This is a genomic window from Pseudomonas sp. 05N431 (assembly GCF_056397005.1).
In genome coordinates, this window is record NZ_JBFTMN010000001.1 from 137,039 (window position 1) to 157,326 (window position 20,288).

Annotated in this window: 21 protein-coding genes; 11 read left to right on the forward strand and 10 right to left on the reverse strand. The window is 56.9% G+C overall.

All coding sequences use genetic code 11. The features are described 5' to 3' along the window. The first annotated feature begins 339 nt into the window (after positions 1–339). The 3 genes from AC1DIG_RS00640 (at position 340) to AC1DIG_RS00650 (ending at position 2,156) form a co-directional block, all read left to right on the forward strand. The gene (locus AC1DIG_RS00640; RefSeq protein WP_477765669.1) at positions 340–798 is read left to right on the forward strand and encodes a MarR family winged helix-turn-helix transcriptional regulator; all 459 of its coding nucleotides are present in this window, start codon (positions 340–342) and stop codon (positions 796–798) included. A gap of 94 nt (positions 799–892) precedes the next feature. After that, complete coding sequence (locus tag AC1DIG_RS00645; RefSeq protein ID WP_477765670.1) at positions 893–1,597, forward strand: SDR family oxidoreductase; 705 nt, start codon at positions 893–895, stop codon at positions 1,595–1,597. A gap of 199 nt (positions 1,598–1,796) precedes the next feature. Then, positions 1,797–2,156 carry a YciI family protein gene (locus AC1DIG_RS00650; protein ID WP_477765671.1) on the forward strand — a complete coding sequence of 120 codons (360 nt, stop codon included), beginning with the start codon at positions 1,797–1,799 and terminating at the stop codon, positions 2,154–2,156. 395 nt (positions 2,157–2,551) lie between these two features. On the opposite strand, the gene AC1DIG_RS00655 is transcribed toward AC1DIG_RS00650, so the two are convergent. Further along, the gene (locus AC1DIG_RS00655) at positions 2,552–2,842 is read right to left on the reverse strand and encodes a hypothetical protein (RefSeq protein ID WP_477765672.1); all 291 of its coding nucleotides are present in this window, start codon (positions 2,840–2,842) and stop codon (positions 2,552–2,554) included. A 67-nt stretch (positions 2,843–2,909) separates the two neighbouring features. Between AC1DIG_RS00655 and AC1DIG_RS00660 the strand changes: the two genes are divergently transcribed. Beyond that, on the forward strand, positions 2,910–3,335 hold the full coding sequence (locus tag AC1DIG_RS00660) for a DUF3592 domain-containing protein (protein WP_477765673.1): 426 nt from the start codon (positions 2,910–2,912) through the stop codon (positions 3,333–3,335). Here AC1DIG_RS00660 and AC1DIG_RS00665 read toward each other — a convergent pair. Then, entirely contained in the window at positions 3,332–3,787 is a 456-nt protein-coding gene (locus tag AC1DIG_RS00665; RefSeq protein WP_477766062.1) for a P-loop nucleotide/nucleoside kinase family protein, read from the reverse strand. The two genes, AC1DIG_RS00660 and AC1DIG_RS00665, sit on opposite strands and share 4 nt — an antisense overlap. A 112-nt stretch (positions 3,788–3,899) precedes the next feature. Beyond that, complete coding sequence (locus AC1DIG_RS00670) at positions 3,900–5,327, reverse strand: phophatidylserine decarboxylase associated domain-containing protein (RefSeq protein WP_477765674.1); 1,428 nt, start codon at positions 5,325–5,327, stop codon at positions 3,900–3,902. 520 nt (positions 5,328–5,847) lie between these two features. Here AC1DIG_RS00670 and AC1DIG_RS00675 point away from each other — a divergent pair. From AC1DIG_RS00675 to AC1DIG_RS00695, 5 genes are all read left to right on the forward strand, one after another. Continuing rightward, positions 5,848–6,468 (forward strand): LysE family translocator, encoded by a 621-nt coding sequence (locus AC1DIG_RS00675; RefSeq protein ID WP_477765675.1) that lies wholly within the window; start codon positions 5,848–5,850, stop codon positions 6,466–6,468. 31 nt (positions 6,469–6,499) lie between these two features. Continuing rightward, positions 6,500–7,540, forward strand: coding sequence for a DMT family transporter (locus AC1DIG_RS00680; protein WP_477765676.1), 1,041 nt, complete (start codon positions 6,500–6,502; stop codon positions 7,538–7,540). Between the two features lie 76 nt (positions 7,541–7,616). Then, on the forward strand, positions 7,617–8,975 hold the full coding sequence (chrA, locus tag AC1DIG_RS00685) for a chromate efflux transporter (protein WP_477765677.1): 1,359 nt from the start codon (positions 7,617–7,619) through the stop codon (positions 8,973–8,975). A 97-nt stretch (positions 8,976–9,072) separates the two neighbouring features. After that, positions 9,073–9,684, forward strand: a complete 612-nt coding sequence (locus AC1DIG_RS00690) for a DNA-3-methyladenine glycosylase family protein (RefSeq protein WP_477765678.1) — start codon at positions 9,073–9,075, stop codon at positions 9,682–9,684. Then, positions 9,681–9,941 carry an Ada metal-binding domain-containing protein gene (locus AC1DIG_RS00695; RefSeq protein ID WP_477765679.1) on the forward strand — a complete coding sequence of 87 codons (261 nt, stop codon included), beginning with the start codon at positions 9,681–9,683 and terminating at the stop codon, positions 9,939–9,941. Before AC1DIG_RS00690 ends, AC1DIG_RS00695 begins: the two co-directional genes overlap by 4 nt. A 63-nt stretch (positions 9,942–10,004) precedes the next feature. Here the strand turns inward: AC1DIG_RS00695 and AC1DIG_RS00700 are convergent, their stop codons facing one another. After that, complete coding sequence (locus AC1DIG_RS00700) at positions 10,005–10,901, reverse strand: LysR family transcriptional regulator (RefSeq protein WP_477765680.1); 897 nt, start codon at positions 10,899–10,901, stop codon at positions 10,005–10,007. 100 nt (positions 10,902–11,001) lie between these two features. Between AC1DIG_RS00700 and AC1DIG_RS00705 the strand changes: the two genes are divergently transcribed. Next, positions 11,002–11,664 carry an NADPH-dependent F420 reductase gene (locus tag AC1DIG_RS00705; RefSeq protein ID WP_477765681.1) on the forward strand — a complete coding sequence of 221 codons (663 nt, stop codon included), beginning with the start codon at positions 11,002–11,004 and terminating at the stop codon, positions 11,662–11,664. Between the two features lie 323 nt (positions 11,665–11,987). On the opposite strand, the gene AC1DIG_RS00710 is transcribed toward AC1DIG_RS00705, so the two are convergent. From AC1DIG_RS00710 to AC1DIG_RS00735, 6 genes are read right to left on the reverse strand one after another with little or no spacing between them, the layout of a single operon-like run. Then, a complete protein-coding gene (locus tag AC1DIG_RS00710; protein WP_477765682.1) occupies positions 11,988–13,127 on the reverse strand; it encodes an SGNH/GDSL hydrolase family protein in 1,140 nt (379 codons plus the stop codon). Beyond that, positions 13,114–14,946: a carbamoyltransferase family protein gene (locus AC1DIG_RS00715; RefSeq protein ID WP_477765683.1), complete on the reverse strand. Its 1,833-nt coding sequence runs from the start codon at positions 14,944–14,946 to the stop codon at positions 13,114–13,116. Before AC1DIG_RS00715 ends, AC1DIG_RS00710 begins: the two co-directional genes overlap by 14 nt. Then, positions 14,943–15,560 carry a LysE family translocator gene (locus AC1DIG_RS00720; protein ID WP_477765684.1) on the reverse strand — a complete coding sequence of 206 codons (618 nt, stop codon included), beginning with the start codon at positions 15,558–15,560 and terminating at the stop codon, positions 14,943–14,945. The genes AC1DIG_RS00715 and AC1DIG_RS00720 overlap by 4 nt, the downstream gene beginning before the upstream one ends. Beyond that, a complete protein-coding gene (locus AC1DIG_RS00725) occupies positions 15,557–17,755 on the reverse strand; it encodes an iron-containing redox enzyme family protein (protein ID WP_477765685.1) in 2,199 nt (732 codons plus the stop codon). Before AC1DIG_RS00725 ends, AC1DIG_RS00720 begins: the two co-directional genes overlap by 4 nt. 57 nt (positions 17,756–17,812) lie before the next feature. After that, the gene (locus AC1DIG_RS00730) at positions 17,813–18,445 is read right to left on the reverse strand and encodes a LysE family translocator (RefSeq protein ID WP_477765686.1); all 633 of its coding nucleotides are present in this window, start codon (positions 18,443–18,445) and stop codon (positions 17,813–17,815) included. After that, positions 18,442–19,227, reverse strand: a complete 786-nt coding sequence (locus tag AC1DIG_RS00735) for a YqcI/YcgG family protein (RefSeq protein WP_477765687.1) — start codon at positions 19,225–19,227, stop codon at positions 18,442–18,444. Before AC1DIG_RS00735 ends, AC1DIG_RS00730 begins: the two co-directional genes overlap by 4 nt. A gap of 136 nt (positions 19,228–19,363) precedes the next feature. On the opposite strand from AC1DIG_RS00735, the gene AC1DIG_RS00740 reads away from it, so the two are divergent. Further along, positions 19,364–20,284 (forward strand): LysR substrate-binding domain-containing protein, encoded by a 921-nt coding sequence (locus AC1DIG_RS00740; protein ID WP_477765688.1) that lies wholly within the window; start codon positions 19,364–19,366, stop codon positions 20,282–20,284. Positions 20,285–20,288 lie beyond the last annotated feature (4 nt).

Consider the following 20,288-nt stretch of genomic DNA (forward strand, 5'->3'; position numbering starts at 1 on the left):
CTTCGCACGCCACTAGACCGTGCATCCATCCGTCGCTGGGCCGTCCCGCATCGTCGATATTCATGCGTGTCGGCCACAGCATCGGATGGGATGCGTGGTTCATTTACTCAGGAGGATGGAAGCAATGTTCAGTCACATAGCGGTCGGCACTAACGACCTGGAACAAGCAAAGCGCCTCTACGATTTGACATAGCTGGGCCCGGTGAAACTGACAGCCGGCTGTACTCCATTCGGTAGCGGTCCGATGCTCGTTCTATTACGATACAATCGCACGCGACATACCATGTTTTGCATGTCTTGTGAAACATCAGGCTCTACCTAAAGAGGATACAGATACAGATGAAAACCACGAATCAAGCGCCTGCTGCGGCTGTGCCGCTGTCAGACTATCTGTGCTTTGCGATCTACTCCGCGAACCTGGCGTTCGGCAAGGCATACAAGCCGATGCTCGAGGAGCTTGGGCTCACTTACACGCAATACATCACGATCGTTGCGCTTTGGGAGGAAGACAACCAGACCGTCAGCGGTCTGGGCGAGAAGCTGTTTCTCGAATCCAACACACTCACGCCGATGCTGAAGAAGCTTGAGGTGATGGGTTATCTGAAGAGGCAGCGCGATCCCGAAGACGAGCGTCAGGTACGGGTCAGTCTCACGAAAAACGGTCGGCAACTGCGCGAAAAAGCCCTGACCATGAGTCTCACTGAGGCGACAGGCCTCGCGCCAGACGAGTTCGCTAAAGTGCAAAAATCGATCGTGGCGCTACGGAACAATCTTATCAAGTCAGTCCAAAACGGCTAATGCGCGGTTTACGCGATTGCAGCCTTGTTTCCACCGGATCTAACGCGCGCGGCGAACCAGCGCGCATGCGATTCATCATTCGAAAGGAACGGTTATGAACATCGAAGGTGCTGTTGTTTTCGTGACGGGCGCGAACCGTGGGCTTGGCCTTGAATTCGCAAAACAGGCGCTCGAAAGAGGGGCGCGGAAGGTTTATGCGGGCGCGCGCGACCCGGCCAGCGTGACGCTGCCGGGCGTCGTGCCCGTGAAGCTGGACGTGACCGATCCGGCGGCGGTGGCTGCGGCAGCCGACGCGGCGCGTGACGTCACGCTGCTGATCAACAACGCGGGCATCGCGCGGCTCGGCAGCCTGATGGACGACGGCGCGCTCGACACCTTGCGCGATCACTTGGAAACCAACGTGCTCGGGATGCTGGCGATGTCGCGGGCGTTTGCGGCGAGCCTCGCCGGCAACGGCGGCGGCGCGATCCTGAACGTGCTGTCCGTCGCGAGTTGGGTGAACCGGCCGATCCTGTCGAGCTACGGCGTGTCGAAGTCGGCCGCGTGGGCGCTGACCAACGGTCTGCGCCATTCGCTGCGCGACCAGCACACGCAAGTCGTCGGGCTGCATGCCGGCTTTATCGATACGGATCTGACGCGCGGGCTGGAAGTGCCAAAGGCGACGCCAGCCGACGTCGTACGCCAAGCGTACGACGCGATCGAGGCTGGTGCAGAGGAAGTGTCCACCGACGAGTTCACACGGCAGGTAAAGGCCGAGCTGTCGTCGGGCGTCTATCTGAATGAGGTGACGCCGCACTGATGGCGCCGGAGCGGTTTCCCTTAGGGCTGTGAGCGCAACCGCCAATTTCAGTCATCGCGCCATCGCGATGACCTGGAAGCGACCATTCGCACCTGCGCCCCAACCGTCAAAAAAAATTGCAGTACGATATCGATTTCGCAACCCCGTTCGTCATTCCGATGCCAGGCCGATGAGGCCGGCTCAAACAAGGAGACAGACGATGCGTGTCATTGTGCTCGTGAAAGCTACCGACGACAGTGAAAAGGGCATTCTGCCCACGACCGCGATGTTCGAGGCGATGCGCCAATTTAACGAGGAATTGGTCAATGCCGGCATCATGCTTGCCGCCGACGGCCTCAAGCCCTCCTCGCAAGGCAAGCGTATTGCGTTCGATGGTCCCGGCCGTACGGTAATCGACGGACCTTTCTCCGAGACCCCCGAGCTGGTCGCCGGCTTCTGGCTCTGGGAGGTCAAGGACATGGATGAAGCCGTCGCCTGGGTGAAGCGCTGCCCTAATCCCATGCCGGGACCGAGCGAGATCGAGATCCGGCCGCTGTACGAGATGGCTGATTTGCGCTGAATGTCTGACGCAGAAGCTTGCCGAAGGTGATCCCGGTAACGGCGCAGCGGCGCTCCCGCTGGCCCCCTCGCAACAATAAAGCCGCTACCATTTCGCACAACGAGCGCGGACGAAAAAGCCCGGCTAAACCGTAATGCTGTTCATTTAAGCAATTTCAGCCGCGAGGCATTCTTTGTAGCAGCTGCCGAAGGCTGCGTTCGGCTGCGAAGCAGTCGTGAGTCCGGCTGCCATGGTGTACCTGACACACCGCAATTGCTGATTTTACGACTGCTTCGCAGCCGAACGCAGCCTTCGGCAGCTGCTACAGATCGCATTACGGCTTAAGTGAACAGCATTACGGCTAAACCGGGCTTTTTCACATCAGTGCGTACTTGCCCGCAGGCCAGGTATTGCCCTTACTGAACGTTTTTCAGCTTGATCACATCACCGGAAATTTTGGTGGTGTAACCGGTCAGGACCCAAGCCCAGAACCAGTTTTCCTGCACCTGGGTGTTGATCATTGCATCGCCGCCCTTGGCCTTGATCGCCGCGTCCTGAGCACGAATAAAGCGGCTGTTCTGCTGGATCGGGATGCAACCAAACAGCAGGAGGCCAGTGGCGCTCGCTTCACTGTGCCCCAGAACGGTGTATTGGGTGCTGTCGTAGTGCTGGGTCTTCATCGAGGTGCCGGTGCAGTTCTTCCCCATCCGATTGACAGATTCCCGCCGGTTCTTCGTAATGGCCGGCGTTTACGGACGATGCAAAGGACCTGCCATGACCAAGACGCCATCTTCTGACCGGGGCGATCTGCCCCGCGCGCTGATCTTCATCCCGCTGGGCCTGTGTCTGCTCTACCTCACCCTATGGCTGGTCGAAGACCGGCTGGGCTTTCTGGCCCAGGCGCAACGCGCCGAAGGGCATGTCAGCGCCCTGAACGCGGGCGGCAGCCACCCACAAATTGACTTCACCGACGCCACGGGCAAGGCGTTCAGCTACCCCGAGAGCGGGTTTATATTTGGCTACGCGGTGGGCGACTCAGTGACGGTGCTCTACCGCGCCGATGCACCCTCCAGCACCGCGATCATCGAAGACCATGGCGCGCTGTGGGGCGTGAGCCTGCTGGCGGGCCTGTTCGCCATTGTGTTCACCGCAGGGGGCGGCTACCACGTGGCCGCCCTGCGCAAGGTTGATCGTTGCTAATGCACGACGACAACCAGCCCCTCCTCCTCACCCGGAATGCTGAAGTAGCGTGTGATCAGATCAAACTCGGCGTCTGTTGCTGCGAAATCATGTGCGCCCTCCGCGTTCCGTGCGTGCAGTCTGGCGCGGCAAGTCTCTTCGTCAACATCCAGATAATGCAGGCAATGCTGCGTCTGCGCATGATCGGCCAAGGTACGCAGCCACTCGCGATCAGAGACGGTGTTGGCAGGAAAATCCAGTACCACGCCCACACCTGCCACAAGCATGTTGGTAACCAACGGCCCCAACACCCCACGAATCCGATGTGCACACCGCACATAATCGGTCACCGAACTGATCTCTCCGGGGTAAAGCATCGAAAGCCAATGGTCTTCGCTGAGCAGGATGGCAGCGTGGTTGTCGGCAAGTACTTTTGCCAACGTTGATTTACCAGACGCGATCTTGCCGCACATCAAATGCAACGTAGGTGTAGGCAAGGGATACGTTCCTTATACCGAGCCAAGGATAATGCCCAATGGCTTGCTGCCGGCGCGATAGCGCCGGAGCCCTTTATTAGCCATCAGATTACTTTGACCGTGTTTTATCCAGCGCCGTGGCGATGACACTGCCCATTCGCGTAGGTTGGGGATCGTTCTGGTGCTGCACAGCGTTGACAGCCCACTCCTCGAGAACCACCCGGTCTCGCTGGAAAATCATCATGTGCGTCGAGCCGCCAAACTCGAAGTGTCCGATTTCGGTGCCACGGGTGATGCTGACAGGTTCAGCCCCCTCATCGACGATGAACTCTGGCTCGATAATGCACGTCGACACCTCAACCATCCCTATGCAGATGAGCGCGACATAGCCGCATAACGGGTGCTCGAAGATGAAGATAGCGCGAGCTGCGACATGGCCGAGGTAAGGCTGCGATTCGGTACCCTCCCAGGTGCCACTGCCTTCGCCTTGTCCCGGGCGTTGTGCAAAGTAGGTTCCCGGCTGCACCCATGAGCGCACAAGAGTGCCGTCTAGCGGTGCGTTCCAACGGTGGTAGTGTGTCGCAGACAGGAACCCTTGGTAGATTTGCCCCCCCTCGAAGGGCTTCGCCCACCGTTCCTGTCCCCCAAAGATGTCGAGCAAGGAGTAGTTGACATCCTTGATCCAGAAGTCGGTCTCGAACGATACGTTATTTTCGTATTGCCACGGCGTGGTTTCACAGCCAATGTCGATCTGGGTCTTTGGATCTCCCAGGAACGGACGCGCGCCGGGCACGAACTTGCGGATAAAAAATGAGTTCCATGAATCAAAACCATACCCCGGTTTCTCGGGGTCGCATTCCATTTGATTCCACACACCAGCCTTCCATGCAGCTTCGGAAATCCATGAGCCTTCTTTCTCGGGGTCATTGATGTCGAGCTTGTCGAGCGAGGCGCTGCTCTTGAGGAATGTGTTCCACGCATTGAGCACCTTCTTGAATTGAAGGTTGAACGTCGTATCGTGGAACAACGCGACGCCCGCTTCAGTGGCCATCGAAACCGCCAGGAAGCCATTCATCGGGGTGCCAACCTGGGCCGTCGCGTTGAAGGACGAGGAAGTCGTGACAATCTCGTTGAGAATCTCGAAGAAGCTGTCGTAGCCTTTAATCCAGACAGCGTCGCCGTCCTCGTCTTTGATCTCCTCCCTGGTTTTTTCATCAAGCGTCAGAACGAAGGCGTTCGACTGCTCGATCATCGAGTTTACCCACATGCGGTACACACTGTGCGTTGTCACCCAAGCCTTGAACTCAGCTATTTGAGGTTGCATCGGGGTGAGCGTACCGGCCCTTTTTTTCGCGGCGATAAAGTCACGAAGCGGAACGAGGTACCTGGCAGTCGCCCACACGCGGTTGGGAACCCAGAAGCCCATCTGGATAGGCCCGGCATTCTCTAGCGTGAGAAGGCTGGACGAGGTTCCTTCTATGCGTGCTTCCTTCGAAGGCTGTTTTGGGTTTGATATCTGGTTATCGAATTGAGTCATGTCTTACTCCTTTAAATTTAGGGACTCCCAAAAACTCCATCCAGGCAATCTTCAGAGTCGCTATTCCAGACTGCGGTTTTGTAACTGCCAGCTATAAACAGCCCCAAAAAGGGCAAGATCTCACACCTTCAGGTGTGATAACGATTTAACGGGCCGGGTGGGCAACATTCCTTGTCCTCTGTGCTATCCCTGTTCAGGGAGGGGCGCTGCAGCGGTCGGATGACCACATAGAAGTGTTTTCACAATAGTTGGTAAAGCCGTTCCCGCTAGTTTTTTACTGAAAGGGAGCACATTAATTTTCTGGGACCTGAAGCCGGATCTTCCGGGGGTATCGCGGTTCACCACCGCGTTCGTCGGTACAGGCGTCGAATTCAATTAAAATGGGCGCTTTACCAGTCTCCGTTTTGTTTGACTGTTTTATTTCTTCGTCACAACGCTCGGTCACCCGCCCTGCCCCGCAAAATAGGTAAACCGCCCGACACCTGTGATAAAAATACCGTCCCTGCTCCTGGAGGCCGTCATGGATCTCGCCACGCTCACACTGTTCCTCCCTGCCTGTTTCGCCCTGAACATGGCGCCAGGCCCGAACAATCTGCTCTCGGTCAGCAACTCGACCCGCTACGGCTACCGCACGTCTTGTGTGGCCGGGCTTGGGCGTTTGCTGGCGTTCGCCGGAATGATTGCCTTGGCCTCAGCCGGGCTGGCGGTAGTCCTGCAAACGTCAGAACTGCTGTTTTACGGGATCAAGATTCTGGGGGCGGCGTATCTGTTCTACCTCGCAGTTCAACTCTGGCGAGCCAATCCACAGGCTGAAAGCGCAGTTGCCAGCGCGCCGATTGGCATCATGGCGTTGGCCCGGCAGGAGTTTCTTGTTGCGGCTGGCAACCCGAAAGCAATTTTGATCTTTACCGCATTCCTCCCGCAGTTCGTCGACCCGGCGAAAGCCGTGACGCCGCAGTTTGCGGTGCTGGGTGCGTTGTTTTTGGGGCTGGAATGGATCGCTATCAGTGCCTACGCCTACATGGGTTTGCACATGCGTCGCTGGTTCGCCGAGCCACGTGGCAAGCGGATTTTCAACCGTTGCTGCGCCGGGCTGTTGTCAGCGGCAGCGTCGGTGCTGCTGATGGCTCGTCGTGCCTGAATCCCCTTTAACGTTAAGGCACAGAGCCCCCATGAACCTGAGTATTTTCTACGCCTTGAGCGCAGCCGCACTGTTTGGCGCCAGCACCCCGTTGGCCAAACTGCTGGGTGTGGAGGTCTCGCCGATTTTACTGGCGGGGCTGCTGTACCTGGGCAGTGGCCTCGGCTTGACCCTGGTCAGGTTTATCCGCGATCGCGGCTGGCAGGCAACCGGCCTGACAGCCGGCGAGTGGCCGTGGCTGATCGGTGCCATTGCCTTTGGCGGTATACTTGGGCCGGTGGCATTGATGTTCGGCTTGACCCTGACTTCAGGGGCCGCAGCCTCGCTGATGCTCAATCTGGAATCGGTACTGACGGCGCTGCTGGCCTGGCTGGTGTTCAAGGAGAATGCTGATCGGCGAATCGTTGCGGGCATGTTGGCCATCGTCGCTGGCGGAGTGTTCCTGGCCTGGCCGCAAGACTCGACACAGGCGCAAGGCTGGATCGGCCCGCTGGCCGTCGCGCTGGCCTGTGCCTGCTGGGCCATCGATAACAACCTGACCCGCAAGATCTCTGCGTCCGATGCCCTGTTCATTGCCGGTATCAAGGGACTGGTCGCGGGAGCGGTCAACTGTACGCTGGCGCTGTCGTTGGGGGCCAAACTGCCGAACATTGCCACGCTCGCGCCGATACTCCTGGTCGGTTTTCTCGGTTACGGCATTAGCCTGGTGCTGTTCGTGCTCGCCCTTCGAGGCCTGGGCACGGCGCGCACCGGCGCGTACTTTTCGACCGCGCCGTTTCTGGGTGCGGCAATTGCGATTCTGATCCTCGGCGAACCGGCTTCACTGACATTCTGGATCGCGGCCCTGCTGATGGGCATTGGCGTCTGGATTCACCTCACTGAAAGCCATGCGCACGACCACCAGCACGAACCCCTCCTCCATGGTCACCGGCATGTTCACGATGAACACCATCAGCATGAGCATGACTTTGAATGGGATGACAGCGAACCCCACAGCCACGTTCACCAGCATCAGGCGATCCGCCACAGCCACCCGCACTTCCCGGACATCCATCACCGGCACAAGCATTGAGCGGGTACTGGCCGGAAAACACGAAACCACTGCCTATGACCACCACCTGCAGCGTTTGTGAAAAAGGAACACCTCAATGAGTAAGGTTTCTCCATCGCTCGTTGAAGCGGAACGGCCAAGGCCTGAGGCGATCAGTTTGCGTGAAGCGTTCTGGTTCTGGCTCAAGCTTGGTTTCATCAGTTTCGGCGGTCCGGCAGGACAGATTTCGATCATGCACCAGGAGCTGGTCGAGCGACGGCGCTGGATTTCCGAGCGGCGATTTCTGCACGCCCTCAACTACTGCATGTTGCTGCCGGGGCCGGAAGCCCAGCAGTTGGCAACCTACATCGGCTGGCTGATGCATCGAACCTGGGGCGGCGTCATCGCAGGCGGGCTGTTTGTGCTGCCCTCGCTGTTCATCCTGATTGCCTTGTCCTGGATGTATATCGCCTTCGGCGACGTGCCGATGGTCGCCGGCCTTTTCTATGGCATCAAACCGGCCGTGACCGCCATCGTCGTACAGGCGGCGCATCGAATCGGTTCGCGAGCGCTGAAGAATAATTGGTTGTGGGCCATCGCGGCGGCGTCGTTCGCGGCGATATTTACATTTGATGTGCCCTTTCCGCTGATCGTGCTCAGTGCGGCCTTGATCGGCTACCTGGGTGGCCGTTTTGCTCCGGAGAAGTTCCGGATCGGAGGCCACAGCGCCACCCAAAAATCCTATGGCCCGGCATTGATCGATGACGACACCCCTTCCCCCGAACATGCCCGGTTCAGTTGGTTGAAACTGGCGCTGCTGACACTCATCGGCGCGGTGTTATGGGCGTTGCCAATGGCGATCTTGACCACACTCTTTGGCTGGGAAGGTACCTTGACCCAGATGGCCTGGTTCTTTACCAAGGCGGCACTGCTGACATTTGGCGGCGCCTACGCGGTGCTCCCGTATGTCTACCAGGGCGCAGTCGGGCACTATGGCTGGCTGACACCGACACAAATGATCGACGGCTTGGCGCTGGGTGAAACCACGCCGGGGCCGCTGATCATGGTGGTGGCTTTCGTCGGCTTTGTCGGGGCCTATGTTTCGCAGGTGTTCGGCGCCGACCAGGTGTTTCTCGGTGGCGCCGTCGCGGCGACGCTGGTGACCTGGTTCACCTTCCTGCCTTCGTTCCTGTTCATCCTCGCCGGCGGCCCGCTGGTGGAGACGACGCACAACGAACTCAAGTTCACTGCGCCGCTCACCGGGATCACTGCCGCTGTGGTTGGGGTGATTCTTAATCTGGCAGTGTTCTTCGGCTATCACGTGCTGTGGCCCAAAGGGTTCAGCGGCACCCTCGACTGGCCCTCTGCGCTGATCGCCATTGCAGCAGCGATTGCCTTGTTTCGCTTCAAGCGTGGCGTCATTCAAGTACTGATGGCCTGTGCGCTCATTGGTTTGGCAGTGCATCTGCTGCGCTAGAGAGCGTCACGAAGTTTTGAGCGCAAGAGACCGGGTGCGGTCCTGCGGGCAGACCTTTAATCTGCCTGCAGTACCTGAACTTCTGCCTGGAATTTTCATGCCCTATGACCCCGCCAGCCACTACCTGGCCGCCATCGACCCGGACTGGGCGCGGCACGTCGCCGCCATCGGCCCGTGCCTGCATCAGCCAAAACCGGCTCGCGATCCCTACGAAGCGCTGGTTCGGGCCATTGCTTATCAGCAACTCCATGCCAAGGCCGGCGATGCCATTCTCGGGCGGTTGATCGCGCTGTTTCCCGACTCGCCGTTCCCGACGCCCGAGCAATTGCTGGCCTGTGAATTCGAGGTGCTGCGCAGCTGTGGTTTCTCCGGCAGCAAGATCGCCACGCTTCACGGTATCGCCCAAGGCGCGCTGGAGGGGCTGGTGCCGAATCGTTCAAATGCGCTGGCGATGAGCGACGACGCATTGATCGAACGCCTGACCCGGTTACGCGGTGTCGGCCGCTGGACTGTCGAGATGCTGCTGATCTACACCCTGGAACGCATGGACATCCTGCCCGCCGACGACTTCGGCGTGCGCGACGGCTATCGCCGCCTCAAAGGTCTGGAGCAACAGCCAAGCCGCAAGCAGATGGTCGATATCGGTCAGGCATGGAGCCCCTATAGAACCGTCGCCGCCTGGTATTTGTGGCGAGTGCCGAACCCATGAAACGCTTTGTGCTGATCAATGCTCAGGGCGAACCGCTAGACAGCGCCGAACCCGGGCAAATGGGCGGTCATCGACGATCACGAATCTACGGTCGACTGGACTGCCCTGCTGCGCTGCGGGCCATTGCCCGTGGCGGCTATGTCGCGCACCGGGTGTTTTTTGCCGACGAAGCCGCAGCCCGCGCTGCGGGTTATCGACCGTGCGCGGTGTGTTTGCCGCTGGCGTATACGGAGTGGAAAAAAGCAGCCCATCAATGAAGTTGTAACCTGCGACCGGTATCAATCACCGGTTAATGCCGCTTAAGCAACTGAGAAGCCTGCTCAATGAGCACCAAAGCGCTCGATAGCAGCATCAATAAATCGTCGGAGTTTGGCGGTTCTCTGGCGATTTGCCGTGTAGAGCAAATGCATGTGTCGGCTCGGCGCTTCGAAATCAGCTAGCAGTCGCACCAACTTGCCGCTTTGCAGTGCAGGCTGAAGAAAGTCTTCGGATCCAAGGACAATTCCAAAACCGTCAAGCGCGGCTGACAGCAGTGCTTTGCTCTCGTTGACCTGCAAACGACTCGTGACCTGTACCTTATGAACCGTGGAGCCTTCGAAGAACTGCCATTCGCGGTCTGCCGGGCGGGACCAATAGGCAAATCCCAAACATTCATGGTTCTCGAGATCAGCCGGTGTTTGTGGCGTTCCGCGTTCAATCAGATAGCTCGGTGCTGCACAGGCCACCAGCCGATAAGGTGCCAACGGTCTGGCGGTCAGACTGGAGTTGGCCAAGGGGCCGATCCGGAAAGCCACTTCATACCCCTCTTCCACCAGATCGACGAAGCGGTCCGTCAATTGCAGATCGATTTCCACTTCAGGGTGATGACGCAAAAAATCCGTCACGAATGGCATGAGGCTATGGGAACCGAAGGTCACGGGCGCACTGATTTTCAGTTTGCCACGAGGCGTGTCGTTCATGATCTGCGCAAGGGAGTCGGCAGCCTGGGCTTCGCTCACAATATGCTTGCAGCGTTCATAGTAAGCACTCCCCAGTTCAGTCAGGCTCTGTCGCCGGGTGGTACGGTTCAGTAACCGCGCGCCCAACCTGTGCTCAAGAGCGGCAACATGCTTGGCCACCATTTGCGGCGACATGCCCAAGCGCTCTGCGGCGCGGGCATAGGAGCCTGATTCCGCGGCCATCACAAAAGCGCTCATGCTCGTCAAGCGATCCATCATTCAACACTCCTGATAACAAGACTAAGTAGCCGATGATTATTTATCTGCCATTGGTTGGCAATCATCATGATTTCTTCTTACCAACCAGCGGAGCAAGGACATGCGTATCGGCATTATTGGGGCAGGCTTCATCGGACGCGCAGTGGCGCAATTGGTCATCGCGGCAGGACACGAGGCGATGCTCAGCAATTCACGTGGGCCACAGACCATGAGCAGCGTGCTCAGTGGTATTCCCGGCAGTAAGGTCGGGACCCTCGAGGAGGCTGCGCAGTTTGGCGAAGTGGTTCTCGTGGCAATCCCCCTGGCGCATTACCGAAGCGTGCCGGCCAAATGGCTAGAGGGCAAAACCGTGCTGGATGCCAACAATTACTACCCGGAACGAGACGGCCACATTCCCGTCCTCGACCGATTCGAAACCACCACCAGCCGCTTGCTCGCCGAGCACCTGCCCCACTCCAGAGTGGTCAAGGTTTTTAACGCGATCCTCGCTCAAGACCTGGTGCAGGACTCGCGCCCGAAAGCGGCACCCGACCGACGCGCACTGCCGATCGCTGCGGATAATCCGGTCGCGAAAGCCCTGGTGATCACATTGCTGGACGAGATTGGATTCGACGCTGTCGATGCTGGCAGCCTTGATGAAAGCTGGCGATTCGAACGGGCCAAACCCGCCTACTGCATACCACTGGATAAACAGGGGTTGAAGGTTGCCTTGGCGGCGGCCCAACGGCAGGTCGAATTGCCCGACGGTTCGTGGCGTCGCTGAATGGGCCCGCCACCCACTGGATCGAGAAAGGACCTGGAGTTGACTGAGGACAATGTCAGCTGTGGGTCGTGCTGGCCGGTCGTGACAAACAGCCAAAAGTGGTCGCTCACCCAGCGATAAAAAATCCCCGGGCATTAGCCCGGAGAACTGCCTGGCTATCCGGCCGGTATTCGTCTTCGCTGTATAACCTGCCGGCGACAGCAATAAAATACTACTCCCGCCGGTAGGTCATAATCAGAATTTGAACCCTCAGAACTCGCTGACTTATGCCCTTGGCTCAGGCTTAGCGCAGCGGGTAGATAGACCCACCACGTTTCTTTTTCTTACGCTTGAACAGGTTCAGGATTTTTCGAATGATGCTCATGCTTTTGCTCCCAATAAAGGCCTAGTTCGGCGACGATAAGTTTCGCCAGTTGCTCGTTGCCAACATCATTGAAATGAACGCGATCTACAAACAGGGTTTCATTGAACACCGGTGATTGTTTGAGCATGACGTTCATGTCCAGGCAGCGTATGTCTCCCGCTTTGGCCTGGATATGCCTGAAAAACGGCATATGTACTTCCTTACCCAAAACACCGCTGAACAGCCGATAGAAGTTGTTCGGACAGCTGTCGATGGCATGGAACACGGCTTCCTCGGCAGGCGTCAGTTGGTCCCGACACCAATGGGACAGAGGCTGAAGGACAAAACTCAGCGTGGCGCCACTACCCGCCAACAGCAGTTGCCACTGTTTCAACGCACCCGTGATGGATTCAGCAGCACGTTCCAGGCGTGCATCCAGTGAGATTCCGTCGTCCGTGATCACTTCATCCGCCGGGTTCTCGTAGAACAGTGCTTTCTTGCAGCGCTGCAGCCAGGACTCGCCGCCCTTCGATCCGAACGAGTTCTTCTTACGCTGCATGTCCTCGTTGAACTTGTTCATGTAATGCTGGAATTCGAAGGAGTAGTAATAGCGCCCATGCTCGCTGGCGAACTCGTCCGGTATACCTTCCAGGGCCAAGGTGTTGATACCACTGAACACCACGACATGGCCGATATCCCCCAGGCGTTTTTGATGCATCAGGAACATCAGCAATTCCTGGGTGGAGTTGTAGCCGCGCCCGGCAAAATTCAGCCATACCTCTCCCGTCAATTCGCTGAGCCTGGAGGCAACGGTGAATGCATCGCGCGTGGCGCCCACACCCAGGGCGGTCGAGCCGCCTACCAGTAAGTTGACCTTGCCGTTAAGTGGGCGCTCGGTAACCGAGAAACGCTGGCCTTCGTGCTCGCTGTAGCGAAACCCGAACGCATCGGTATTGATCGTCGGCGAACGAAAGTTCTTCTCGTGGAAGTACATGGTGTAGGGCACCCAGCGCGCCCCGATGTGCATGAAACTGTCGTAGTCGCGAATTTGCGGGGTCCACTTGTAGACCTCCTGGACCGCCTGGTGGTGATCCAGAACCGGTTTATCAGTCAAGGGCATAGTGTGTTCTCCAGTCGGTGTCTTCATTCCATTGAGGCTGCTCGGATTTCATCAGCAGGAACTGGCCAATCACGAGGCAATCCATCTCTGTGCGCATGAAACAGCGGTACGCATCTTCCGGACTCTCAACGATGGGCTCCCCCCGGACATTGAACGAGGTGTTGATGAGTACCGGGCAACCCGTTTGCCTGGCAAATGCCGTGAGCAACTGACGAAACAGCGGATTGTGTTTCCCGTCCACGGTCTGCACCCTGGCGGAGAAGTCCACATGGGTGACCGCAGGTATTTGCGAGCGTTTGAGTTTGAGCTTCTCGATACCGACATAGCCCACATCATCCAGGGTCGGCTCGCGTTTGTCGGGCTGTACCGGGGCGACGATCAACATGTAGGGTGATGGCTGATCCAGATCGAACCATTGGTGCGCCTCCTCGGCTAACACCACCGGAGCAAAGGGGCGAAAGGATTCACGGTTCTTTATCTTGAGGTTCATCACACTTTGCATGTGTTCAGACTGGGGATTACCCAGGATCGAACGCGCGCCCAGTGAGCGAGGGCCGAACTCCATGCGTCCTTGAAACCATCCGATCACTTTGTCATCGGCAAGGCAGGCCGCTGTCGCTTCAATCAACGCCGAGGGATCGAGCTTTTGATAGCAGGCGTTCAGTTGGCGCAGATTCTGTTCGATGTGGGCATTGCTGTAGTCATTGCCCAGGTAAGCTCCCTGCATGCTGTCCTGGACACCATCCGCTTCACGTTGCATACCGGTGTTTTTGTAATGACATTGCAGTGCGGCACCCAGCGATCCGCCGGAGTCCCCCGAGGCGGGCTGGATGAACAGGCTTTTGAACAGCCCGGAGCGCGCCAGCTTACCGTTGGCCACGCAGTTCAGGGCCACACCGCCTGAGAGGCACAGGTGCTCCGCTTGAGTCAGTTCCTTGACCTTGCGGGCCAGCCCCAGCATGACCTGCTCGGTGACCACCTGGATCGAGGCGGCCAGGTCCATTTCTCGCTGAGTAATACGAGCCTCGGGTTCACGGGGCGGGCCTGCGAACAAGGACTCGAAGGCGTCGCTGATCATCCGCTCGCCGACCTCGTAATCGAAGTACTGACGACTCAGGGTAAAACTCCCGTCGTCCTCAATCTGAATAAGGTGCTCGAGGATGGTATCGACGTACTTCGGTTCACCGTAGGGCGCTAACCCCATGAGCTTGTATTCGCCGGAGTCGACTTTGAATCCGCAGTAATACGTGAAGGCCGAATACAGCAGGCCAAGGGAATGGGGAAAGCGAATCTCGAACACCGGTTTGAGACGGTTACCGGTGCCATGCCAGGCGGTGGTGGTCGACCACTCCCCCACACCGTCGACGCACAACACGGCAGCGTCCTGGAAAGGTGAAGGATAGAAAGCCGAGGCCGCATGGCTCAAATGGTGCTGGCACAGGTACAACGGCGGCACAGCCACACCGGGGAAAAGCGCCTCCAGTTCTCGAGCGAGGATCCCTTTGACGTTCTTTCGCGCGACAAACTTCGTGTAGTTTTGAGCGAACGCCAGCGCACCTCGTGGAAAATTATTCTTGTAGGTTTGGCATATCCTTTCGAATTTTATGGTCGGGTCTTCGTAATAGGCCAGCCAGCTGATGTCAGACAGACTGATACCCGCCTGATCGAGGCACGCAAGCAGTGCTTTGGCGGGAAAGCGCTTATCCTGTTTGATCCGCGAGAAACGCTCCTCCTGCAATGCACAGACGATATTCCCATCTTTGAGCAAGGTCACCGCGCTGTCATGGTAGAAGGCTGAGATTCCAAGGATGTAGCTCATGCCACCCCCTGCACGAAAGCAAACATCGCAATGGCGAAAAACAGCACAGGAGGCAGATAGTCAAACCAGGTGGCGCGCTGGATGGTTGCCCGCAACGAATGGGCGGTGAGCCCGACCGTCATGTTCACCAAAATCCCGCCGATATTGAAAATGAGTCCGTAGAGCAAAAAATGCAGCCAGGCAGGACTCGCGTCGGAAGGCACGAATTGCGGCAGCAGGCTGATAAAAAAAAGGCCGATTTTAGGATTGGACAAGTTGATCAGCATGCCTTTGCTGAAGGCATAGTTGGCAGGGGCTGGCGGATTTTCGCTGGCCGCAGCGGTTTCGCCGGCAGTTCGACGAGGCCAGGAAATATAGGCCAGGTACAACAGGTAAAAGGCTCCCGCTATCTGCACGGCGCGATACAGCAGAGGCACTTCCTTGAAGATCAGCACCAGGCCGAATGCTGCCAGCAATACGTAGAAGAACACCCCGAACTCGACACCCGCTGCAGCCCGCAGGCCGGTACGCACGCCATGTTTCAGCGATTGGTTCATCACATAGAGCATCGCCGGTCCCGGCGAGAGATTGATGACCAGTACCGCCAGTATGAAAGACAAAAATCCGTAGCTCATGATGCATCCTGCCGTTGAGTGATTTTATTGAAACTCCGTTGGGTAAAGGCACGCAGGGTGGACAGCAAGGATCCTGCCGGAGGGCTCAACGCTCGATAGCCAACCCAGACTCGCTGCCAATGGTGGGAGAGCTCTGTGTGCCCGCCTTTTTGCGCAACATCATCCAGATGCTGCTTGATCGCCTCTATTGCCCAAGCCGTATGGCCGCTGACCACGTTGTCGATGGTGTTGTGCAGGTCCGTAAACATCGAGTTGAAGCCGTAGTGCCGCAACACATCGGCCGATCGTCGATACTCGCCACCTACGCCCGAGAGTTCCATGGCCAGATTGAGGCCCAGGGTTTCCGGCTGAAAACTTTTCGGAAACAGAGAGATGGCCAACCAGAACACCGGAACCTGCAAGCACTCATTGTCAAAATGTGCGGACGCGGCAAAGGGTTGCGCAGTGAAGTCCCCCACCTCGACACCCATGCTGGTCAGCAGATCCAGGTAGATATTGCCGTGATGGAGTGAGGTGGCGCCTTGCCCGAGCTCATCAAACAGGGTGCGGTACAGCAGCGCGCCGATGGGACTGGTGACACTGGCAGGCGTGACGACATTTCGTAGCCAGGCACCGTCGATCAAGGTCAGCGGTGCCAGCCTGGTTGCGTCGGCAATGATTTCCTCGCGGGTTTCTTCCGGGGCGTCCATTAACGGCCGGTAGCTTTCAACCTGGCGCTTATGCTGTGCGGCCAACCACTGATCCAATTGTTGATGGGTGTAGGGGCTGAACGGCAGGCCTTCACTTTGCACAGTCTGCCGATGCCGGGCCAACCAGCGTTCGGCAAAATGCCTGGCCGTTGGCAGCGCATCCGGTGCCTTATCAATATGGAGAAACAGCGGGTAAAGCTGTTGTAACCTGTACCCGGAGTATTTGGCCAATGCGTGCTGCCTGGCCTTGACGAACGCTGACTCGCAGGGCGCAGCAGGTCGTTCAGGTTGCAAATCGGCAGGCGGCCGCCTGGTATCCGGGCTGATGCTTTCGGCATTCAGCGTTGCGATCCAGGTTTCGACGACTTGAATGTCCCGTGGGGAAAAGACCCCGAACATCCTGCCTTTAGGATGGCTGATGAGATTCATCAAAGCGCTTTTGCCCGGCTGACCGGCCGTGACGTAACGGGAGTCGGCCAGCGCCTGGACCGTCGCCTGAGCACAGAATGTTTGCGGATTTAACCAGTGGTCGATGGGTTGCTCCGCCAGCGTCCCGCGCCTGTGATAACCGCAGCCATGAGGGCCTAGTTTTTCAATCAGCTCGACCATGGCGGTCGCATTGCTGAAACGCGCTTCACTCATCAGCTCACTGACCAGACGGCTTTCATCTTTCTGAATCAGGCCGAGTGCGCAAGCATGGCCTGCGGCGATCAATGCATGGGCCTTCGGGTCAATCTCAGCCAAGTAATAGTCGATGGCCGCCACTGCCAGCGGCCGATAGCGTTCAGTACAGGCCTGCCCGAAGAGTGGCGTGCCGACATCCTCACGCAGCGCGTTGAGCTGGTCCAGATAGCTGCATAAGGCAAGGTTGACACCCAAGGTTTCGGCATATCGGGTCGCTGGAAAACAAGCCATTCCCAGCAAAAACACCGGCAGCTCATAAGCGGCTTCCTGAATGTTCGAGTCCTGACAGAAGCTGTTTGCAAACACTTCACTCAAATGCACCCCAGCCTGTCGTGCGACCTGCTCGAACAGATAGCTCTGGCTATGCGTCGGATGCCCTCCTCCCACAAGCCTTGCGTGTGTCTGAAGCAGCAGCCCGCCGTCCCTGCGCCATGCGTACGCGATGGAAGTCACACCGCATAGCCAACCGCCGAGTGTTTTAAAAAGTGGCGCGTATTGAAAAAAGAAATGCCGTCGCTGTGGCGCATGTCTCAGCAGGCCAAGAATGTCCTGCCGAATCCGTGAGCCAATTGCCTCGACCTCCTTCTCTCCCGCGTTAATCAGTTCGGAAAAGTTTGAAGCGTCGGCAGCACCGCGATGGCGGTCCAGGCAGTGATTGACGTTGTTCCAGACCAACTCCACCAGCCCGTGACACTCTTCCTGATTGATCAGTCTGAAAAACCACTGTCGAGGGCCCTGCTGAAACTTCGCGAGCTCCGTCGCAGGCATTGCGAGAAAACTCGGCTCGTCGCAATCAGGCAATAGTGAGGAAGTACCAGCCATTGTTCGATCCTTGTTTGGCGGGATTTGACCTGCCCGCAGAGTCAGGCAGCACACGCATCAGCCCACGGCAGGCTGAAGCAGCTCGCGCACGTTGTAGATCAGTCCCACCAGTGCCACCAGCAGTAACGCGACTCCCGAACACTTGGAAATCAACCGTTTGTTGGTGTCGTTCAACAGCTTTCTGGTGATGAAAATGTAGGTCCCCAGAATGAGCAGGTCGATCACAACCCACAGTAACGACAGCAGTAGCAGACTGTGTCTCGATGAGGAGGTAACCTGGATGAATTGGGGGAAGAAGGAGATGAAGAAAATGATGTCCTTGGGGTTGGAAATACCCACGATGAAACCGCGCCATAGCCCTCCGTGCGCTGCATTCTCCACCGGTGCTTCTGTACCCGTAGTTGCGGGCAAGCTCCTCAGCGTATCGAGTGCTAAATAACCGATGAACAGGCAGCCCATCAGGCTAAGAATGTTCAACAACACGGTATTAATGGCGGCACTGGTAACAATGATGTATGAGGCCAGTGCAATCAGCACCAAGGAAGCCCAGTTAGTCCCTATCGCCGTGGAGAACGCCTTTCTCGGCCCAGCAGCACTGGCTGTAGCAATCACCAGTGCGACAACGGGGCCCGGCGTCGCTATGAGCAGCATGACGGTCAAAATATAGGTAATGGTTAATGCAGTATTCAACGTGTGTTTGCCCCGTCGGTTAGTGACTTGAGGTTCATCCGAAAAGGGCATTGCTCATGATTCAGCGAGCCGGGCTCTTCGAGTTGGTATTGCTTGAATTCAAGACTGCCACGCTCACCAAAGACGCCAAGCGTCTGGGATTTGATGCCTTCGTTGTAAGCTTCGGACCGTGAACGAATACGTGCGCGAATACGTTGACCACTCAGCGAGTTGCCGGCGGCTACCTGGTCAAAATTGTCCCGAGGGTTGATCACGAACACGATGTGCGTTCCCAAATTCCTGCTTTTCATCACGCGGTGCTTAGGGAAACTCATGTTGATGAACAGGGGCATCCCCATGAAGGAGAATGACCAATGTTCGCTATTCAGGTCGGTTGGAATCGCTTCTGGCCAGGGCTCAGGATCCTGATCGTGCAGTTGCTGTAAAAGATTCCAGGCGTAGAGTTGCTCTTGCGCCAGTGAACAGAAATCGCTTTTTTCGAAGAGCACGATTAAAGGTTTGCCGATTCGGTATTTTAACGGCCAGGTTTTCACCTGTTGTACATAGAAAGCAAGACCCGCGATAAAGTCTTCGATTGCTCTATCAGCACTGACAAAAAGCAACTCAGTACTTGAAGAACTCACTGCCTTCTTTCCGAATAAACAAGGGAAGCTGTCTTGACTGACAATGGATTCGAATGCCTCCAAAGCGGTTGTTACCCATGTCTTCCTGACCGACTCATACACCTCAAAATACTCAAGCAAGTCCAGCTTATTAAAACAACGTCCATGTATAGCCAGCATTGCATCTCCAAGAGGCACTTCTAAAAAGTTATATGTATATACCTTTTTTAGAGGCGCATTCTGGAAGAGGCAATGGGCTTTGTAAAACGAGTTAGATTATGATCTACTATTACTTTAACTCATGGTAGAGGCTTTCATGACGGAACGGATTCCAGCTCTGTATTCGCTACGCGCGTTTGAAGTTGCAGCACGTTTCTGCTCCTTCAGTAAGGCCGCCAGCGAGCTATCAGTCACTCAAAGCGCCGTCAGCCACCACGTCAAAACCCTGGAGGAACTCTTCGGTTGCAGTCTCTTTGAACGTCACGGGCCAAAAATCAGCCTCACTGATCATGGACGTCTGCTGGCAGAAGAGCTGAAAGCAGGCTTCAAGATCATCGAAAGTGCTTGTGAGCTTTTGAAGGTAGACCGCCATCGCCTTCGCCTCAAAGCGCCTTCGACATTAACTATCCGCTGGTTACTTCGGGCGCTGGATAAATTTAACAAAGCCAACAACACGTGCTCTGTCCAACTGTCCAGCGTCTGGATGGACGTTGATGAAGTTGACTTCTATTCCGAGCCTTACGACTGTGCAATCCTCTTAGGGGACGGCAATTTCGGCGCAGACGTGCAGAGTTTCAAATTATTTGATGAGTGGTTGATTCCGATTTGTAGTCCTGGGTATATGGAGCCCGGTGACGTGAAGTTGTCCTCACTCAATGAACATAAATTGTTGCACCCTTCCACTGACCGGCGAGACTGGCGGCGATGGTTGAAAAAGATGGGTTGCCTTGAAACGACTTATCTAGAGCGAGGCCAGTTGTTCGATACATTGGATCAGGGAATTGCGGCGGCCGTGCAAGGAATGGGTATTTCTGTGGCCGATCTAGTGCTTGTTGTCCAGGAGGTAGAACTCGGCCAACTACGGCTCCCGTTCAAAAGCGCAGTGGCCACGGGCGATGGTTATTACATGACCTGGCTGAAAGCCAGTCCTAAGGCGCCCCAGATGACTCAGCTACGAGAATACCTTTTGACTCAGGCTCCCGCTCTACCGGCCTCAGGTATCGATTACCTGAGCTAGCGAG

Bases quoted from the DNA above. Each gene is read 5' to 3' on its own strand.
- AC1DIG_RS00705 (WP_477765681.1), top strand. From the start codon at position 11,002: ATGCGTATCGGCATTATTGGGGCAGGCTTCATCGGACGCGCAGTGGCG.
- AC1DIG_RS00665 (WP_477766062.1), bottom strand. From the start codon at position 3,787: ATGTGCGGCAAGATCGCGTCTGGTAAATCAACGTTGGCAAAAGTACTT.
- AC1DIG_RS00645 (WP_477765670.1), top strand. From the start codon at position 893: ATGAACATCGAAGGTGCTGTTGTTTTCGTGACGGGCGCGAACCGTGGG.
- AC1DIG_RS00710 (WP_477765682.1), bottom strand. From the start codon at position 13,127: ATGCCCTTGACTGATAAACCGGTTCTGGATCACCACCAGGCGGTCCAG.
- AC1DIG_RS00735 (WP_477765687.1), bottom strand. From the start codon at position 19,227: ATGCTGGCTATACATGGACGTTGTTTTAATAAGCTGGACTTGCTTGAG.
- AC1DIG_RS00680 (WP_477765676.1), top strand. From the start codon at position 6,500: ATGAACCTGAGTATTTTCTACGCCTTGAGCGCAGCCGCACTGTTTGGC.
- AC1DIG_RS00725 (WP_477765685.1), bottom strand. From the start codon at position 17,755: ATGGCTGGTACTTCCTCACTATTGCCTGATTGCGACGAGCCGAGTTTT.
- AC1DIG_RS00655 (WP_477765672.1), bottom strand. From the start codon at position 2,842: ATGGGGAAGAACTGCACCGGCACCTCGATGAAGACCCAGCACTACGAC.
- AC1DIG_RS00690 (WP_477765678.1), top strand. From the start codon at position 9,073: ATGCCCTATGACCCCGCCAGCCACTACCTGGCCGCCATCGACCCGGAC.
- AC1DIG_RS00695 (WP_477765679.1), top strand. From the start codon at position 9,681: ATGAAACGCTTTGTGCTGATCAATGCTCAGGGCGAACCGCTAGACAGC.
- AC1DIG_RS00650 (WP_477765671.1), top strand. From the start codon at position 1,797: ATGCGTGTCATTGTGCTCGTGAAAGCTACCGACGACAGTGAAAAGGGC.
- AC1DIG_RS00675 (WP_477765675.1), top strand. From the start codon at position 5,848: ATGGATCTCGCCACGCTCACACTGTTCCTCCCTGCCTGTTTCGCCCTG.
- AC1DIG_RS00715 (WP_477765683.1), bottom strand. From the start codon at position 14,946: ATGAGCTACATCCTTGGAATCTCAGCCTTCTACCATGACAGCGCGGTG.
- AC1DIG_RS00720 (WP_477765684.1), bottom strand. From the start codon at position 15,560: ATGAGCTACGGATTTTTGTCTTTCATACTGGCGGTACTGGTCATCAAT.
- AC1DIG_RS00700 (WP_477765680.1), bottom strand. From the start codon at position 10,901: ATGATGGATCGCTTGACGAGCATGAGCGCTTTTGTGATGGCCGCGGAA.
- AC1DIG_RS00660 (WP_477765673.1), top strand. From the start codon at position 2,910: ATGACCAAGACGCCATCTTCTGACCGGGGCGATCTGCCCCGCGCGCTG.
- AC1DIG_RS00740 (WP_477765688.1), top strand. From the start codon at position 19,364: ATGACGGAACGGATTCCAGCTCTGTATTCGCTACGCGCGTTTGAAGTT.
- AC1DIG_RS00640 (WP_477765669.1), top strand. From the start codon at position 340: ATGAAAACCACGAATCAAGCGCCTGCTGCGGCTGTGCCGCTGTCAGAC.
- chrA (WP_477765677.1), top strand. From the start codon at position 7,617: ATGAGTAAGGTTTCTCCATCGCTCGTTGAAGCGGAACGGCCAAGGCCT.
- AC1DIG_RS00670 (WP_477765674.1), bottom strand. From the start codon at position 5,327: ATGACTCAATTCGATAACCAGATATCAAACCCAAAACAGCCTTCGAAG.